Annotated in this window: 15 protein-coding genes; 11 read left to right on the forward strand and 4 right to left on the reverse strand. The window is 70.8% G+C overall.

Features of this window, described 5'->3' with window-relative positions:
• The first annotated feature begins 345 nt into the window (after positions 1-345).
• The 11 genes from MRBLMI12_RS19845 (at position 346) to MRBLMI12_RS19895 (ending at position 11,823) form a co-directional block, all read left to right on the forward strand.
• Positions 346-702, forward strand: coding sequence for a PTS sugar transporter subunit IIB (locus MRBLMI12_RS19845; protein WP_363357904.1), 357 nt, complete (start codon positions 346-348; stop codon positions 700-702).
• An 89-nt stretch (positions 703-791) separates the two neighbouring features.
• The gene (locus MRBLMI12_RS19850; RefSeq protein ID WP_308868269.1) at positions 792-1,070 is read left to right on the forward strand and encodes an HPr family phosphocarrier protein; all 279 of its coding nucleotides are present in this window, start codon (positions 792-794) and stop codon (positions 1,068-1,070) included.
• A gap of 1 nt (position 1,071) precedes the next feature.
• Positions 1,072-2,763 carry a phosphoenolpyruvate--protein phosphotransferase gene (gene ptsP, locus MRBLMI12_RS19855; protein ID WP_363357905.1) on the forward strand — a complete coding sequence of 564 codons (1,692 nt, stop codon included), beginning with the start codon at positions 1,072-1,074 and terminating at the stop codon, positions 2,761-2,763.
• 43 nt (positions 2,764-2,806) lie between these two features.
• The gene (locus tag MRBLMI12_RS19860) at positions 2,807-4,363 is read left to right on the forward strand and encodes a PTS mannitol transporter subunit IICB (protein WP_363357906.1); all 1,557 of its coding nucleotides are present in this window, start codon (positions 2,807-2,809) and stop codon (positions 4,361-4,363) included.
• 164 nt (positions 4,364-4,527) lie between these two features.
• Positions 4,528-4,965, forward strand: coding sequence for a PTS sugar transporter subunit IIA (locus tag MRBLMI12_RS19865; RefSeq protein ID WP_349426741.1), 438 nt, complete (start codon positions 4,528-4,530; stop codon positions 4,963-4,965).
• Positions 4,965-6,119 carry a mannitol-1-phosphate 5-dehydrogenase gene (locus MRBLMI12_RS19870; protein ID WP_363357908.1) on the forward strand — a complete coding sequence of 385 codons (1,155 nt, stop codon included), beginning with the start codon at positions 4,965-4,967 and terminating at the stop codon, positions 6,117-6,119. Before MRBLMI12_RS19865 ends, MRBLMI12_RS19870 begins: the two co-directional genes overlap by 1 nt.
• 44 nt (positions 6,120-6,163) lie before the next feature.
• Positions 6,164-6,994: an alpha/beta hydrolase gene (locus tag MRBLMI12_RS19875; RefSeq protein WP_363357909.1), complete on the forward strand. Its 831-nt coding sequence runs from the start codon at positions 6,164-6,166 to the stop codon at positions 6,992-6,994.
• A 486-nt stretch (positions 6,995-7,480) separates the two neighbouring features.
• A complete protein-coding gene (locus MRBLMI12_RS19880; protein WP_363357911.1) occupies positions 7,481-8,203 on the forward strand; it encodes a TSUP family transporter in 723 nt (240 codons plus the stop codon).
• A gap of 148 nt (positions 8,204-8,351) precedes the next feature.
• A complete protein-coding gene (locus MRBLMI12_RS19885) occupies positions 8,352-9,767 on the forward strand; it encodes a flavin-containing monooxygenase (protein ID WP_363357912.1) in 1,416 nt (471 codons plus the stop codon).
• Positions 9,764-10,762 carry a bile acid:sodium symporter family protein gene (locus MRBLMI12_RS19890; RefSeq protein WP_363357914.1) on the forward strand — a complete coding sequence of 333 codons (999 nt, stop codon included), beginning with the start codon at positions 9,764-9,766 and terminating at the stop codon, positions 10,760-10,762. Before MRBLMI12_RS19885 ends, MRBLMI12_RS19890 begins: the two co-directional genes overlap by 4 nt.
• Positions 10,759-11,823, forward strand: a complete 1,065-nt coding sequence (locus tag MRBLMI12_RS19895) for an SDR family oxidoreductase (RefSeq protein WP_363357915.1) — start codon at positions 10,759-10,761, stop codon at positions 11,821-11,823. Before MRBLMI12_RS19890 ends, MRBLMI12_RS19895 begins: the two co-directional genes overlap by 4 nt.
• Positions 11,824-11,971: 148 nt before the next feature.
• On the opposite strand, the gene MRBLMI12_RS19900 is transcribed toward MRBLMI12_RS19895, so the two are convergent.
• From MRBLMI12_RS19900 to MRBLMI12_RS19915, 4 genes are all read right to left on the reverse strand, one after another.
• Positions 11,972-12,679: a hypothetical protein gene (locus MRBLMI12_RS19900; protein ID WP_363357917.1), complete on the reverse strand. Its 708-nt coding sequence runs from the start codon at positions 12,677-12,679 to the stop codon at positions 11,972-11,974.
• Positions 12,680-13,311: 632 nt separating this feature from the next.
• Complete coding sequence (locus MRBLMI12_RS19905) at positions 13,312-14,427, reverse strand: adenosine deaminase (RefSeq protein ID WP_363357918.1); 1,116 nt, start codon at positions 14,425-14,427, stop codon at positions 13,312-13,314.
• Between the two features lie 92 nt (positions 14,428-14,519).
• Positions 14,520-15,818 carry a thymidine phosphorylase gene (locus MRBLMI12_RS19910; RefSeq protein WP_363357919.1) on the reverse strand — a complete coding sequence of 433 codons (1,299 nt, stop codon included), beginning with the start codon at positions 15,816-15,818 and terminating at the stop codon, positions 14,520-14,522.
• Positions 15,815-16,216, reverse strand: coding sequence for a cytidine deaminase (locus MRBLMI12_RS19915; protein WP_163620590.1), 402 nt, complete (start codon positions 16,214-16,216; stop codon positions 15,815-15,817). Before MRBLMI12_RS19915 ends, MRBLMI12_RS19910 begins: the two co-directional genes overlap by 4 nt.
• Positions 16,217-16,334 lie beyond the last annotated feature (118 nt).

Consider the following 16,334-nt stretch of genomic DNA (forward strand, 5'->3'; position numbering starts at 1 on the left):
AGTCAACCACGCCGGTGTCACCGAGGTCCTCCGCAGCCTCACTGCGTTTCGTCTCGCTCGTTCCTCGCTCGCTCAACGACCGGAACCCGTCGTTGGGCAAGGGGAACGCGGCGAACCCGTGCACGCCGGACTGATGCCCGAGGCGTTTCGTCTCGCTTCGCTCGCCCGACGACCGGAACCAGCGCCGGGAGTCCAGTCCCGGTCGTTGGGCGAGGGCGCGCCCGCGACCGAGACGAAACGCCCCGAACCCGCCGCACGACGCAGCGCGCTTCCGCCCCTGCGGAAGAAGGAGTGGTTGTCCCCTCTCAGCGTTCTCACAAGAATGGCCAGTGAGGAGGCGGGTCGATGAGGATCCTTGTGGTCTGCGGAGCGGGTGCCTCGAGCACCTTCGTCGCTCAGCGCGTGCGGCACGCGGCACATGCCGAGGGGCTCGACTACTCCGCCTTCGCCGGCACCGAGCAGTCCCTGCCCATCGATCTCGATGCCGCGGACGTCGTCCTGGTCGGGCCGCATCTCGCTCACGCGCTGGAGCGCATCGAGCGGGATGCCGCCGCACGGGGCACGACCGTGGTGCTGCTGCCATCCGACATCTTCGGAGATCGCGACGGAACCCGCACCCTCGCGCTGGTCCGCGCCGCGACCGGAAGCCCCGGGGGGCCGCATCCGGCCGCGGACGCGGGCGCGCACGACGCCCCCGACTGACCGTCCCCGGACCACGAGCTCACGACAGCGCAGTCCTGAACGAGATCCAGCAGAACTCCTGAACCAGATCCAAGAAAAGGGGTCACGACATGCCACCCATCTCCCGCACCGTCCGGATCGGATCGGCCCACGGGCTGCACGCGCGCCCCGCGAAGCTCTTCGCGCAGGCGGCGAAGGATGCCGGCATCCCGATCACGATCGCGAAGGATGCCGGCGGCCCGGTCAACGCGGCCAGCATCCTGGGCGTGATCGCGCTGGGCGTGGAGCAGGGCGACTACGTGACCCTCACAGCGGACGGCGACAACGCGGACGCCACGCTCGACACCCTCGCCGAGCTGCTCACCACCGACCACGACGCGGAGGCCTGAGATGACCGAGCTGCGTGGTGTCGGAATCGGCCTGGGCGTCGCCCAGGGACCTGTCGCGCGGATGGCGGAGCCTGCACCGGCGCCGGCCGACGCGCCCAGCACGCTGAGCGTCGACGCAGAGAAGGCGCGGGTGACGGATGCCGTGGCCGCCGTCGCCCGTGAGCTCGAAGCCCGCGGGGCGCAGGCGGGCGGCGCCGCGCAGGAAGTGCTCGAGGCGCAGGCGATGATGGCCGAGGACCCGACCCTCGCCGACGAAGTCGGCACCCGGCTGGCCCAGGGCCGCACGGGCGAGTTCGCCGTGTTCGACGCGTTCGCGTCGTTCCGCGACCAGCTCACCGCGCTCGGCGGGTACCTCGGCGAGCGCGCGGCGGACCTCGACGACGTCGCCCAGCGCGTCATCGCGCGGCTGCGCGGCGAGCCGGCGCCCGGCGTGCCCGACCCCGGGCATCCGTTCGTCCTCGTCGCGAAGGATCTCGCGCCGGCCGACACCGCCCTCCTCGACCTGGACAAGGTGCTGGCGCTCGTGACCACCGAGGGCGGCCCCACGTCGCACACGGCGATCCTCGCCCGCGAGAAGTCGATCGTCGCCATCGTCGGCGCGGTCGACGCCAAGAACCTGCGCGACGGCGAGACGGTGATCGTGGATGCCGCCGCCGGCGTCGTCACGACGGCGCCGACGCCCGACGAGCTCGAGCGGGCGGAGCGCCGCGCCGAGGACCGGGCATCCGCGTCGTCCGCGCCGATCACCGACGGCGCCCTCGCCGACGGCACGCCGGTGCCGCTGCTCGCGAATCTCGGCAAGCCCGAGGGCGCGATCGACGCGGTGGCGCTCGGCGCCGAGGGGGTCGGGCTCTTCCGCACCGAGTTCCTCTTCCTGAGCTCGGCGCAGGCACCCACCGTCGAGCAGCAGCGCGAGGCGTACACGAAGCTGCTCTCGGCGTTCCCCGGCAAGAAGGTGGTCGTGCGCGTGCTCGACGCCGGTGCCGACAAGCCGCTGGCGTTCCTCAACGACGCCCACGAGGAGAACCCGGCGCTCGGGCTCCGCGGCATCCGGGCGCTGCGGGCGAGCGAGGACATCCTGCGCGAGCAGCTCACCGCGCTGGCCGAAGCGGATGCCGCCACCGACGCGGACCTCTGGGTGATGGCGCCGATGGTCGCCACCGTCGAGGAGTCGGAGTACTTCACCGACATCGCCCGCGACTACGGCATCAAGACCGCCGGGGTCATGGTCGAGGTGCCCTCCTCCGCGCTGCTGGCCGACCGGATCCTGTCGTACACCGACTTCGCGTCGATCGGCACCAACGACCTCACGCAGTACACGATGGCCGCCGACCGGCTGCTCGGCTCGGTCGCGTCGCTCCAGGACCCGTGGCATCCGGCGGTGCTGCGGCTCATCCGGGAGGTCGGCGACGCCGGCCGGACGCACGGCAAGCCCGTCGGCATCTGCGGCGAGGCGGCAGCCGATCCGCTCCTGGCCGTGGTGCTCGTGGGCCTCGGCGCCACGAGCCTGTCGATGGCGCCCACGGCGCTCGCCGACGTGCGCGCCACCCTGCTGCAGCACACCATCGGCCAGGCGCGCGACATCGCCGCAGCCGCCCTCGCCGCGTCCGACGCGGGATCCGCTCGGATCGCGGCGCAGCAGGCCGCGGCCGGCAGCGCACGCACAACCGCCCAGACGGCGGCCACCCGATAGGCCGCCCGCAGCTGCGGCACAACCAGAAGAAGGAGACAGCAAAATGACAACGGCGTCTGTGCCCGCATCGGGCACCAGCAAGGCACGGGTCGGAGTCCAGCGCTTCGGCACGTTCCTGTCCGGCATGATCATGCCGAACATCCCGGCTCTGATCGCGTGGGGCATCTTCACGGCGTTCTTCATCGGGGTCGGGTGGACACCCAACGCGGACCTGGCGACCATCGTCGGCCCGTTCATCCACTACCTGCTCCCGCTGCTGATCGCCTACACGGGCGGCAGCATCATCTACGGCATCCGCGGTGGCGTCGTGGCGTCGATCGCGACGATGGGCGCGATCGCCGGCTCCGACCTGCTGATCGCGCAGATCAACGCGGACCTGCCCGCCGACAACCAGCTCGGCCAGGTGCACATGTTCATCGGCGCGATGATCATGGCCCCGATCGCCGCCTACTCGATGAAGTGGCTCGACAGCCTCTGGGAGGGCAAGATCAAGGCGGGCTTCGAGATGCTCGTCAACATGTTCTCGGCCGGCATCTGGGGCTTCGTGATGGCCATCGTCGGGTTCTACCCGATCGCCTGGCTCGTCAACGGCATCATGCAGGTCCTCAGCAACGCCGTGAACTGGCTGGTCGACTACAACCTGCTGCCGCTCACCAGCATCATCATCGAGCCGGCGAAGGTGTTCTTCCTCAACAACGCCATCAACCACGGCGTGCTGACGCCGCTCGGCGTCTCGGAGGCCGCCGACACCGGCTCCTCGATCCTGTTCCTGCTCGAGGCCAACCCCGGCCCCGGTGTCGGGCTGCTGCTCGCGTTCACGTTCTTCGGGCTCGGCGCGGCACGCGCCTCGGCACCGGGCGCGGCCGTGATCCAGTTCTTCGGCGGCATCCACGAGGTGTACTTCCCGTACGCGCTGATGAAGCCGATCCTGATCCTCGCCCTCATCGGCGGAGGCATGACCGGCGTCACGACGAACATGCTGCTGGGCGGTGCGCTCCGCGCTCCGGCGGCACCGGGCAGCATCATCGCGGTGCTCGCACAGACGGCGCAGGGGGCCTACTTCGCAGTGATCCTGTCCGTCATCCTGTCGGCCGCCGTCACCTTCCTGATCGCCGCACTCATCCTCCGGGCCTCGCGCAAGCGCGACCTCGCGGCGATGGCGGCGACCGACGACGCCTTCGGCGCGGCGATCACGCAGACCGAGGCCGCCAAGGGCAAGTCCTCGGACGCGCTCTCGGGGCTGCGGGGCGGCGCCGCCACCGGAGCCGAGGGCGGCATCGAGCCGGCGACCATGACCGAGCGCGAGATCAAGAGCATCGTGTTCGCGTGCGACGCGGGCATGGGCTCGTCGGCGATGGGCGCGAGCGTGCTGCGCAACAAGATCAAGAAGGCGGGCATCGAGGACGTCACGGTCGTCAACAAGGCGATCGCGAACCTGGATGCCTCGGCCGACCTGGTCATCACGCAGAACCAGCTCACCGACCGGGCGCGGCAGAAGACGCCCACCGCGGTGCACGTGTCGGTGGACAACTTCATGAACTCGCCGAGATACGACGAGGTCGTGGACCTGGTGCGGTCGCAGCACGAGGATGGTGCGTAGCTGAGACCGCGGTGGGGCCGGGCGGGCGCTTCATGCCCCCGGCCCCACCGCCCTCGCTCCGGTCGCGCGCACGCCGCGGCCGGCGGGAACGCCGGGGGCGGCATCCGTCCCCCGGGCAGGACGAGTGACGACGACAGAACGAGACAACGGCGAAAGGCGAAGACATGGCACGCGAGGTTCTGAGCATCGGCCAGGTGCGCATCCACTCCGGGAGCGCGACGCGCGACGAGGCGATGAAGGAGGCCGCCGACATCCTGCAGGCCGCCGGCGCCGTCACCGGCGCGTACTACGACGCCATGCTGCAGCGCGAGCAGACCGTGTCGACCTACATGGGCAACGAGCTGGCGATCCCGCACGGCACGAACGAGACGAAGGGCGAGATCCTCGAGTCCGCGCTGTCGGTCGTCCGCTACGACCGCGGCGTCGACTGGGACGGCAACCCCGTGACGTTCGTGGTCGGCATCGCCGGGAAGGGCGACGAGCACCTCGAGATCCTCTCCCAGATCGCCATCCTCTTCTCCGACGAGGACGACGTCGCCCGCCTCAAGCAGGCGCAGACGCCCGAGGAGCTGTTCGGCCTGGTGTCTGCGTCGGGCGTCTGATGAAGGCCGTCCACTTCGGCGCGGGCAACATCGGCCGCGGCTTCGTCGGGCTGCTCCTGCACGAGGGCGGGTACGAGCTCGTGTTCTCGGATGTCGCCGCACCGCTCGTCGACGCGATCAACCACGCGTCCCGCTACACGGTGCACGAGGTGGGCGACGGCGGCCGCGACACGGTCGTCACCGGCTTCCGGGCGATCAACAGCGCTGAGCATCCCGAGCTCGTCGTGGAGGAGATCGCGGGCGCCAACGTCGTCACGACCGCCGTCGGACCGACGATCCTGAAGTTCGTGGCGCCGCATATCGTCGGTGGGCTCGCCCTCCGCGATCCGTCCAGCCCTCCGCTGCAGATCATGGCGTGCGAGAACGCCATCAACGCCACCGATCTGCTCCGCGACGAGATCAAGGCTCTCGCGGGCGATGCCTGGGACGCACTCGCCTCACGCGCCGTGTTCGCGAACACGGCGGTCGACCGCATCGTGCCCGGCCAGCCCGAGGGCGGCGGCGTGGACGTCACCGTCGAGCCGTTCTTCGAGTGGGCGATCGAGCGGCCGCCGTTCGGCGACGACCCTCCCCGCATCCCCGGCGCCCACTTCGTCGACGACCTCGAGCCGTACATCGAGCGCAAGCTCTTCACGGTCAACACCGGGCACGCCGCGACGGCGTACTTCGGCGCCCAGGCCGGCGTCGAGGGGATCGCGCAGGCTCTCTCCGACCCGGCGCTGGCGGCGCGGGTGGAAGCTGCGCTCGAAGAGACCTCGGCGCTGCTCGAGGCCAAGCACGGACTCGATGCCGAGTCGCTGGCGGCATACCGTGCCACGATCCTCAGCCGCTTCCGCAACACCGCCCTCCCCGACACGGTGTGGCGCGTGGGCCGCCAGCCGCTGCGCAAGCTGTCGCGGCACGAGCGGTTCGTCGGCCCCGCCGCCGAAGCCGCCGAGCGCGGTCTCGGCGTCGACGCACTGGTCGCCGCGATGGGTGCGGCGCTCGCGTTCGACGACACGGAGGACGCCCAGTCGGTGGACCTGCAGCGGATGCTGCGGGAGCAGGATGCCGCCGGCTTCACGGCATCCGTCACGGGCCTCGAGCCGGAGCATCCGCTGTTCCCGAAGGTCGAGGCGGTCGTCGCTGCACGGCAGGCCGAGCTCGCGGGCTGAGCGTGTTCGCAGGTTGAGCCGCACGGTCGGGCTACGCTCATCCGGTGACCCCGAGCGCCCCCTCCGCCGAGCCCGCACGCGACGCCGAGAGGGGATCGGGCGCAACCGCCTCAGCGACTCCGAAGCCCCGCCGGCGGGGCCTGCGCGTCCTGTGGTGGATCCTCGGCTCCCTGGCGGCGGTCATCGTGCTCGGCATCGTCGGCATCGTGATCTGGAGCCAGGTCGGCGTGATGGCCGCCGAGTCGGAGCCCCTCGCCGACGTGCGGTCGAACACCGCCATCGAGATCACCGACACCGACGCGGGCATCGTGCTCTCGCCTGCGGGCGAGTCGGCCGACGTCGGCCTGGTCTATGTGCCCGGCGCGAAGGTCGACCCCTGGGCGTATGCCGACAAGCTCTCGGGACTCGTCGCGGATGACGGCGTCACGGTGGTCATCACGAAGCCCTGGCTGAACCTCGCGTTCTTCGATCTGCGGCCGCTGTCGGCCTTCACCGGCCTCGCGCCCGGCATCGACACCTGGCTCGTCGGCGGGCACTCGCTCGGCGGTGTGCGCGCCTGCCAGCTGGCGACGGACGCCGACGGCCTCGCCCTGTTCGGCTCCTACTGCGCGAACGACCTGTCGGCGTCGGGCCTGCCGGTGATCAGCGTGGCCGGCAGCGAGGACGGGCTGTCGACGCCGGAGAAGATCGCCGACGCGAGGCCCCTCCTGCCCCAGGACGCGGAGATGCACGAGATCGAGGGCGCGAGCCACGCGTCCTTCGGCGATTACGGCCCGCAGCCCGGCGACGGCACCCCGACCATCTCGGACGACGACATGCGCGACCAGCTCACCGACCTCGTCGGCCCCTTCGCCCTCGCCACCGCCGGTCGCTGAGCGGAGGGCGCTCGCGCCCGAAGGCGAAGCGGACTGACGTCTCGACCGCATCCAGCGCGTTTCGTCTCGCTCGTTCCTCGCTCGCTCAACGACCGGATAGCCCACGTCCCCGTCGTTGAGCGAGGGAGCGCCAGCGACCCAGACGAAACGCCCCGAACCGACAGGCCGCCGGGCCGGCGTCTCGACCGCGTCCAGCGCGTTTCGTCTCGCTCGTTCCTCGCTCGCTCAACGACCGGATAGCCCACGTCCCCGTCGTTGAGCGAGGGAGCGCCAGCGACCGGGACGAAACGCCCCGAACCGACAGGCCGCCGGGCCGGCGTCTCGACCGCATCCTGCGCGTTTCGACTCGCTCGTTCCTGGCTCGCTCAACGACCGGATAGCCCACGTCCCGGTCGTGAGCGAGGGAGCGCCGGCGACCGAGACGAAACGCCCCGAGCCGACGGGCCGGGCTGAACGACCGGCACCTCCCGCCTAGACTGGAATCCCGTGACCGTCATCCTCGCGGCGATCGCGGCCTTCGTCGCTGCGGTCATCCAGCGCATCACCGGGCTCGGCTTCGTGCTCGTGCTCGTCGGCCCCATCGTGCTCCTCTACGGACCCGTGGAGGGCGTCACCCTCGGTGTGCTGCTGGCGCTCGTCGCCGCACTGACCGCGATCCCGCTGGTGTGGCGCCAGATCGACTGGGCACGCTCGTGGTGGCTCATCTGGCCCGGGATCGTGGCCGCGCCGTTCGGCGCCCTGCTCGTGCACCTCCTCCCGGATGCCGCCCTGCTGCTGCTCATCGCCGCGATGGCGTATCTCGCGCTGCTGGCGGGGCGCATCTCCGCGCTCTCCGCGTCGCTGACCGGCCGCATGGGCGCCGTCGTGTCCGGCTCCGCCGCCGGCTTCATGCACGTCGCGAGCGGCCTGTCCGGTCCACCGCTGGCGGCCTACGCCGTCGGCGACCGCTGGCCGCAGCGTAGCTTCGCGGCCAGTGCGCAGCTGATCTTCGCCGTGTTCGGGATCGTCTCGGTGGCGCTCCGGGGGCTTCCCGTCTCCCCCGTCGAGGATGTCGGCACCCTCGTCGTAGCGACCATCGCCGGCATCGCGATCGGCACGATCCTCTCCCGCAACGTCTCACCGCGGATCGCCCGGGCAGCCATGCTCGCGCTCGCCTGGGCCGGTGCGACGGTGGTGCTGGTGCGCGGCATCCTGGCAGTGTTCATGTGACGACTGCCGACGTCCGGCGGTCGGCGGTGGCGCCTGGTACACCGGGGCCGCGCACCGATTTCGGTTGATGCCGCTTCACGCTTAGTGTTCTGTCGGCGGAATCGTCACGCCGGCACGAGGACGTGCGCATCGACGAACGTGAGGATCAATGAGCGACCACCGCTACGCCATCATCGGCGCCGGGCCATCGGGGCTGTCGGCAGCCCGCGCCCTGCAGAAGGCCGGGATCGACTTCGACGGGTTCGAGGCGTCACGCGGCGTCGGCGGCCTCTGGGACATCGAGAACCCGCGCTCGACGATGTACGATTCGGCGCACCTCATCTCGTCGCGGACCACGACGGAGTTCTCCGAGTTCCCCATGCGCACCACGGCGGACTACCCGAGCCACCGTGAGCTGATCACATACTTCCGCGACTTCGCCGACCACTTCGGGCTGACCGAGCACTTCCGCTTCGACACGAGGGTCACGTCGCTCGACCGCACGGAAGACGGCGGCTGGATGCTGCGGGCCACCGGCACCGCCGGTGACGCCGGCGGCACGGGCGAGGCGACGCAGCAGCGCTACGACGGGGTGATCCTCGCGAACGGCACGCTCGCGGAGCCGAACGTCCCGGCGTTCCGCGGCGAGTTCAGCGGCGAGCTCCTGCACACCAGCGCCTACAAGTCCGCGACCCAGCTGACCGGCAAGCGCGTCCTCATCATCGGCGCCGGCAACTCCGGCTGCGACATCGCCGTCGACGCCGTGCATCACGCGGCATCCGTCGACATGAGCGTGCGTCGCGGCTACTACTTCGTGCCGCGGTATCTCTTCGGCAAGCCGTCCGACACGCTCAACCAGGGGCGGCCGCTGCCCGCTCGTCTCAAGCAGTTCGTCGACGCGCGGGTGCTGCGCGCCTTCACCGGCGACCCGGTGCGGTTCGGCTTCCCCAGGCCCGACTACAAGATCTACGAGTCGCACCCGATCGTCAACACGCTCATCCTCAACCACCTCGGCCAGGGCGACCTGCGCATCGTGCCCGACATCGACCGCTTCGACGGCCGCACCGTCCGCTTCCGCGACGGCTCGTCGGGCGAGTACGACACCGTGCTCCTCGCCACCGGGTACAAGCTCGACTACCCGTTCGTCGATCGCAGCGCGCTCGCCTGGAACGGCATGGCACCGCGCCTCTTCCTCAACGCGTTCACCCCGTCGTTCAACGGGCTCTACGTGATGGGCATGATCGAGGCATCCGGAATCGGCTGGCAGGGGCGCTACGAGCAGGCCGAGCTCATCGCGGCCTACCTCGCGGCGCTCGAGCGCCACCCCGACCGCGCCGCGGCCTTCCGCACGAGGGTCATCAGCGAACCCTGGCCGGACCTGACAGGCGGGTACCACTACCTCGGCCTCGAACGCATGTCGTACTACGTCAACAAGGACGCCTACCGCCGCGCCGTCCGCGCTGCCACGCAGGCATTGAGGACGGATGCCGCCACCCGGCCGTCGCGGCGGGCCCGCTCGGCGCGGCAGGGCATCGGCGTGCAGGGCAGTGAGCCGCACACCGCCGAGAAGAAGGTGACGGCATGAACCCGGACGACGTCCTGCTCAACTTCATTCCCGGGACGCTCGTCATCCTCAACGTGGTGCTCGGGCTCATCATGTTCGGCATCGCGCTGGACACCACCATCGACGACTTCAAGGTCGTCGCCCGCAAGCCCAAGCCCTTCGTCATCGCGATCCTGGCTCAGCTCGTCGTGCTGCCGGCGGTGACCTTCGGGCTCACCCTGATCCTGCCCGTGACACCGTCCATGGCGCTCGGCATGATCCTCGTCGCCTGCTGCCCGCCCGGCAATATCTCGCAGGTGCTCACGCACCGCTCCGGGGGCAACGTCGCGCTGTCGGTGTCGATGACGGCGGTGTCGAACCTCCTCTACATCTTCGTGCTGCCGCTCTCCGTCGCGTTCTGGGGGTCGCTCCACCCCACGGCGCGAGACCTGCTCGTCGCGGTCGAGCTCAACCCGTGGTCGATGCTCGGCGACATCCTGCTCATCATCGGCGTGCCGTTCGCCCTCGGCCTGTTCATCCGCAACCGGTTCCCGGTCTTCGCGGGAAGAGTCCAGCCGTGGGTGAAGTGGTTCTCGCTGATCGCGCTGGTCGGGTTCATCGTGGCCGCGCTCGCGGGCAACTGGGCCTACTTCGTGGCGTTCCTCGGCATCATCGTCCTCGTCGTCACCATCCACGACGCCGTGGCGCTGGGCATCGGCTACACGACCGCCGTCGTCGGCGGCCTCGGCACGCGGGAGCGCAAGGCGATGACGTTCGAGGTCGGCATCCGCAATGCGGGTCTCGGCCTCGGCCTCGTCTTCGCGTTCTTCGGCGGCCTCGGCGGCATGGCCATCGTGGCCGGCTGGTGGGGCATCTGGGACATCATCGCCGGTCTCGCCGTCGCCGCCCTCTGGGCCCGCCACACCAGGCGGCGCACCGGGTCGGCGAAGGGCGACGCCTCGCGCCACGCGGTGCGGAGCGGGAACCCCCGGTCCGGCGCCGCGGAACCCGGCGCCTCGGCGGGAGCACCGGAATGAGCCGCGCCGGGCACACCAGCGCGGCGCGCGCTGCCGCCGCGCTGAGCAGCCTCTCGACGCAGCCGATCACCGTTACCGATCCCGCTGCGCACCGCGTCCGCCACGAGCGCGTGCGGGTGCTGGTCACGGGCGGCGCCGGCTTCCTCGGGTCGCACGTGGCCGCAGCGCTCGTCGCGCACCCGGACGTGGACCTGGTCGTGGCGGGCGACGTGCGGCGTCCCGAGCATCCCATCGAGGGGGTCGTGTACGACGACTGCGACGTGACGCGCGCCGCCGGACTGGTGCCACTGCTCGAGCGTCACCGCATCGACGTCGTCGTGCACCTCGCCGCGATCGTCAATCCCGGGCGCGACCACGACCTCGAGTACCGCGTCGACGTCGACGGTTCGCGCCACGTGCTCGAGGCGTGTGTCGAGGCCGGCGTGCGGCGCGTCGTGGTGTCGTCGTCAGGAGCCGCGTACGGCTACCACGCCGACAATCCCGAGTGGCTGCGCGAGTCCGACCCCGTGCGCGGCAACGACGAGTTCCCGTACTCCAAGCACAAGCGCCTCGTCGAGCAGCTGCTCGCCGGCTACCGCACCGCGCACCCCGAGCTCGAGCAGGTGGTGTTCCGCATCGGCACGATCCTCGGTCCCACGGTGCAGAACCAGATCACCGCGCTCTGGGACGGCCGGGCGCTGCTCAGGGTGCGCGGCTCGGAGTCGCCGTTCGTCTTCGTGTGGGTCGACGACGTCGCCGCCGCGATGGCGCGCGCGGCCACCGACGGGCCCCCTGGGGTCTACAACGTCGCCGGCGACGGCCGCGTCACCGTGCCGGAGATCGCGCAGCGCCTGGGCAAGCCGGTCGTGACCGTGCCCGCCGGCGTCCTCGGCTTCGGCCTCCGTGTGGGGCGGATGCTGCGCCTCACCGTCCACGGCCCCGAGCAGGTCGGCTTCCTGCGCCATCGTCCGGTGCTCGCCAACCGCGCCCTCAAGCAGGACTTCGGCTACACGCCCGGCAAGACGTCCGCCGAGGCGTTCGAGGCGTACCTGGCCACGCATCCCGGCGTCGCACGCCGCTGAGCAGCGGATGCCCCGAGCCGAGGCATCCGCCGTTCTCAGCCGCTCGGTCCAGGAATCTCCGGTTTCCGGGACTCAGAACCTGCACAACCCGGACCGCACTCAACTCGGTCGCGCCTGCGTATCCGGGCCACTTCCGATGTCGCGACAGCTAAGGACGCCATCCCGCGCGCACCAATGCCCGGCGGACGAGGTCGATGGCGACGCTCGGGTCGGGCGTCAGGTGGTGATGGAGGATTCTGACCAGCTGCCAATCGAGCTCGGCGATGTCTCGCCACCGGTCGGCATCGCGGGCGAACTGGTAGACATCTTCGGCGTGCTGTCGACCGTCGTACTCGACGGCGACACGGTACGCCGGGTACGCCAGGTCGAGGCGCGCGGCGAGGCTGCCATCGGGCCGGATCAACTCCAGCGCCAACTCCGGCTCAGGCAGTCCCGCATCGGTCAGCTCCAAGCGGAGCTTCGTCTCCCGCGGCGACTCCGAACCCTCGCGTACCCGGTCGAGCAGCGGCTGCAGTCGGGCGCATCGCGCCCTCGACGTCTCGGCGCGCAGCTGATCGATCGTGGCCAGCCGCCGGCGGAGCGCGACGAGGAAGTCGGCTGCAACGATGAGCTCCACATCGCAGAGATGAGCCGATGCCTGCACCCAGGCCCGATCCGGCGCTTCGAGGCGCAGTCCCGCCACCCGCTGCGAGGCGGGCTCTCGCGTCGCCAGCCGGTGCGATACGACGGTTTTCGTACGGGCGGGATTCCGCGGTCTGATCGCGGAGACGTGAATCACCTCGTCCCACACGTCGGGCGTCGGTGCCCCGTGGAGGATCAGCGCGGTGGAGTGACTGAAGAAGTCGCTCTCGTGCATGCGCGTAGCGAACTGCCTGCCGCGCCTTCGGAAAGCGCGCAACCGAAGCTCGCTCCGCGAGAGCTGCGCCGAGGGGCGGGCGTCGAGTTCGTCGACGTGCCGCCACTCGCGGACTCCGTGGAAAGGTCGCTCGAAGAGCGGTCCGTCGAGCGCTCCGCGCCCGACCCCGCGGGCAATGGCGTCGCCGACCCGGAACGGCTCGCTGCCGAACGGGGATTCCCTTGTCGTCACGCACCCGAGTCCAGCGCAGCGGCCGCGCGGTCTGGTCCCAGCTGACCTGATCTGTGCGCATCGCCACAGTTCACCTCGCTGTGGAGGAGGCGCGGTCCGACGGCGTCGCACGGCGCGCGTGCGGTCGGCGGTCCGGCTCGCACCTGGGTCCGGTCCAGGAGTCCCAGGGACCCGGCCTCCGGAACCTGCGAAACCTGGACCGCATACCTCGGCACACCGGCTCGCACCTGGGTCCGGTCCAGGAATCCCGGGCTCCCCGCGCCCAGAAGGCGCGAATCCTGGACCGCGTCGCCAGGCCGACCGATGCTCGGCGCGGTCGAGGAGTGCAGGATCCGGCAACCAGGACGCCGCTGAGCAGCGGATGCCCCGAGCGAGGCATCCGCTCTCCGATTGCGAAGCGACTACGCGTCGAAGCCCTCGGCGATGAGGTCGATGAGCTCCTCGCGCTCCTCCACGGGGAGGAAGGCGCCGGCCGCGGCGTTGAGCTGGAACGCCTCGAGGTCGTCGAGCCCGTACTCGAAGGTCTCGACGAGCAGCGCGAGCTCGCGTGTCAGCGACGTGCGGCTCATGGTGCGGTTGTCGACGTTCACGGTCACCGAGAAGCCGAGCTGGTACAGCAGGTCGAAGGGGTGGTCCTCCATCGTCGTGCCCCAGCGCTCGATCGCACCCGTCTGCAGGTTGGACGACGGCGACAGCTCGAGCGGGATCTCGCGGTCCCGCACCCAGCGGGCGAGGTCGCCGAACTGCACCAGCACCTCTTCGCCGGCGCGGGAGACGACCTCGAGGTCCTCGGCGATGCGCACGCCGTGGCCGAGCCGCAGCGCACGGCCGTCGATGAGTGCCGAGCGGATCGACTCGAGCCCGGCCGCCTCACCGGCGTGGACGGTCGCGGGGAAGAACTCCGACGCGAGGTAGTCGAAGGCATCGCGGTGGTTCGAGGCGGGGAACCCGTCCTCGGGGCCGGCGATGTCGAAGCCGACCGCGCCGCGGTTGCGCCACTCGACGGCAAGGCGAGCGATCTCCAGCGACCGGTCGGTGTGACGCATCGCGGTGATCAGCTGACCGACGCGGATGTCGTTGCCCCGACGTTCAGCGGCATCCTCACCCTCCTCGATGCCCTCCTGGACGGCGGCGACGACCTCGTCCAGCGACAGCCCTCGCGCGAGGTGCTGCTCGGGCGCCCACCGCACCTCGCCGTAGATCACGCCGTCGGCGGCAAGGTCCTCGACGAACTCCCGCGCGACGCGCGTGAGGCCCTCGCGGGTCTGCATCACGGCGGTCGTGAGGTCGAACGTCTTCAGGTACTCCACGAGGGAACCCGAATCGCTCTTCTCGGCGAACCAGTCCGCCAGGTCGTCCGGCTCGGACTCCGGGACATCGAGCCCGATCGCATCGGCCAGCTCGATGATCGTCGCCGGCCGCACGCCGCCGTCGAGGTGATCGTGCAGCGACACCTTGGGCAGGCTCCGGAGCGACAGACCGTCGAGAATGGCGTCGCCGTGCTGGTCGATGGGCATGGATTTCTCCTCGATTGCGATCGCGAGTGGGGGTGGAGGACGGATGCCGCGACCCGGCGCCGCGCCGGATCCCGGCGCGGGACTGACCCAGCCTAGGCGGTGATGCGTTCCAGGACGAGAGGAGCGGCAGCCGGCGCCTCGGCGCCGATCTGCCACGCGCGGTCGACGGCGTCGAGGGCGCGTTCGAAGCGCGAGTCATCCTCGCCGAGCAGGGTGAACAGCGGCTGGCCGGCAGCCACCTGATCGCCTGGCTTGACGTGGAGGTCGATGCCCGCGGCATGCAGCACCGGGTCCTGCGCCCGCGCGCGACCGGCACCGAGGCGCCACGCGGCGATGCCGAACGGCAGTGCCTCCATGCCGGTGACGTATCCGGCCTGCGTTGCCGTGACCGTGTGGGTCTCGTTCGGGACGGGCAGCGCAGCATCCGGATCGCCGTCCTGCGCGCTGATCATGGCGCGCCAGGCGTCCATCGCGCGGCCGTTCTGCAGTGCCGCCTCGACGTCCGCGTCCGGCTGCCCCGCGAGCGCGAGCATCTCGCGGGCGAGCGCGACGGTCAACTCCACGACATCGGCGGGGCCGCCGCCGGCGAGCACCTCGACGGACTCGCGCACCTCGTTCGCGTTGCCGATGGCGAGCCCGAGCGGCGTGTTCATGTCGGTGAGGAGCGCGGTCGTCGCGACGCCCGAGTCGGTGCCGAGCGCCACCATGGTGCGGGCCAGCTCGCGCGCGCGGTCGACGTCGCGCATGAACGCCCCCGAGCCGAACTTCACGTCGAGCACGAGCGAGTCGGTGCCCTCGGCGATCTTCTTCGACATGATGCTCGACGCGATGAGCGGGATCGCCTCGACGGTGCCGGTGACGTCGCGCAGCGCGTACAGCTTCTTGTCGGCGGGCGCGAGCCCGGAGCCGGCGGCGCAGATGACCGCGCCGACGTCGCGCAGCTGCGCGAACATCTCGTCGTTCGACAGCGCCGCGCGCCACCCCGGAATCGACTCGAGCTTGTCGAGCGTGCCGCCGGTGTGACCGAGCCCTCGGCCCGAGAGCTGTGGGACCGCCACGCCGAACGAGGCGACCAGCGGGGCGAGCGGCAGCGTGATCTTGTCGCCGACGCCGCCGGTCGAATGCTTGTCGACGGTGGGTTTGCCGAGTCCGGCGAAGCTCATGCGCTCCCCCGACGCGATCATCGCGTCGGTCATGACGCGGATCTCGTCGCGCGTCATCCCGTTGAGGAGCACCGCCATCGCGAACGCCGCCATCTGCGAGTCGGCGACGTAGCCGCGGGTGTACGCGTCGACCATCCAGCGGAGGGCCGGCTCCGCCACGGCGCCGCCGTCGCGCTTGCCGCGGATGACGTCGACCGCGTCGAACGGTTCGACAGCGTCACCGGTCATCGCGCCGCCTCCTCGAGATCCCGCGGGCCGAACGCGTCGGGCAGCACCTCGTCGATCGTGCGGATGCCCGACACGGTCTCGAGCAGCATGCCCGGGATGGCGAACTCGTTGAGCAGCTGCCGGCAGCGTCCGCAGGGCATGATCGTGTCGCCGTGGCCGTTCACGCACACGAAGGCCACGAGGCCTCCTCCGCCCGACATCTGCAGCTCGCTGACGAGGCCGCACTCCGCGCACAGCCCCACGCCGTACGACGCATTCTCGACGTTGCAGCCGGTGACGATGCGCCCGTCGGTCACGAGCGCGGCGGCTCCCACCTTGTAGCGGGAGTACGGTGCGTACGCGCGCTGCATGGCATCGGTCGCGGCGGCGCGCAGCTCGTCCCAGTCGATATCGGTCACTTCAGGACTCCGTTCACGGTGAGGGAAAGCGTCACAGGGGTCCCCTGCCGTTGCGTCGAGCCCACCGGACCGTCCGCCCGACTGTCCGGGTATCCGGAGGGTCGGCGGCGGCGGGTCC

This window comes from Microbacterium sp. LMI12-1-1.1 (assembly GCF_040676455.1).
In the GTDB taxonomy this organism is placed as follows: Bacteria; Actinomycetota; Actinomycetes; order Actinomycetales; family Microbacteriaceae; genus Microbacterium.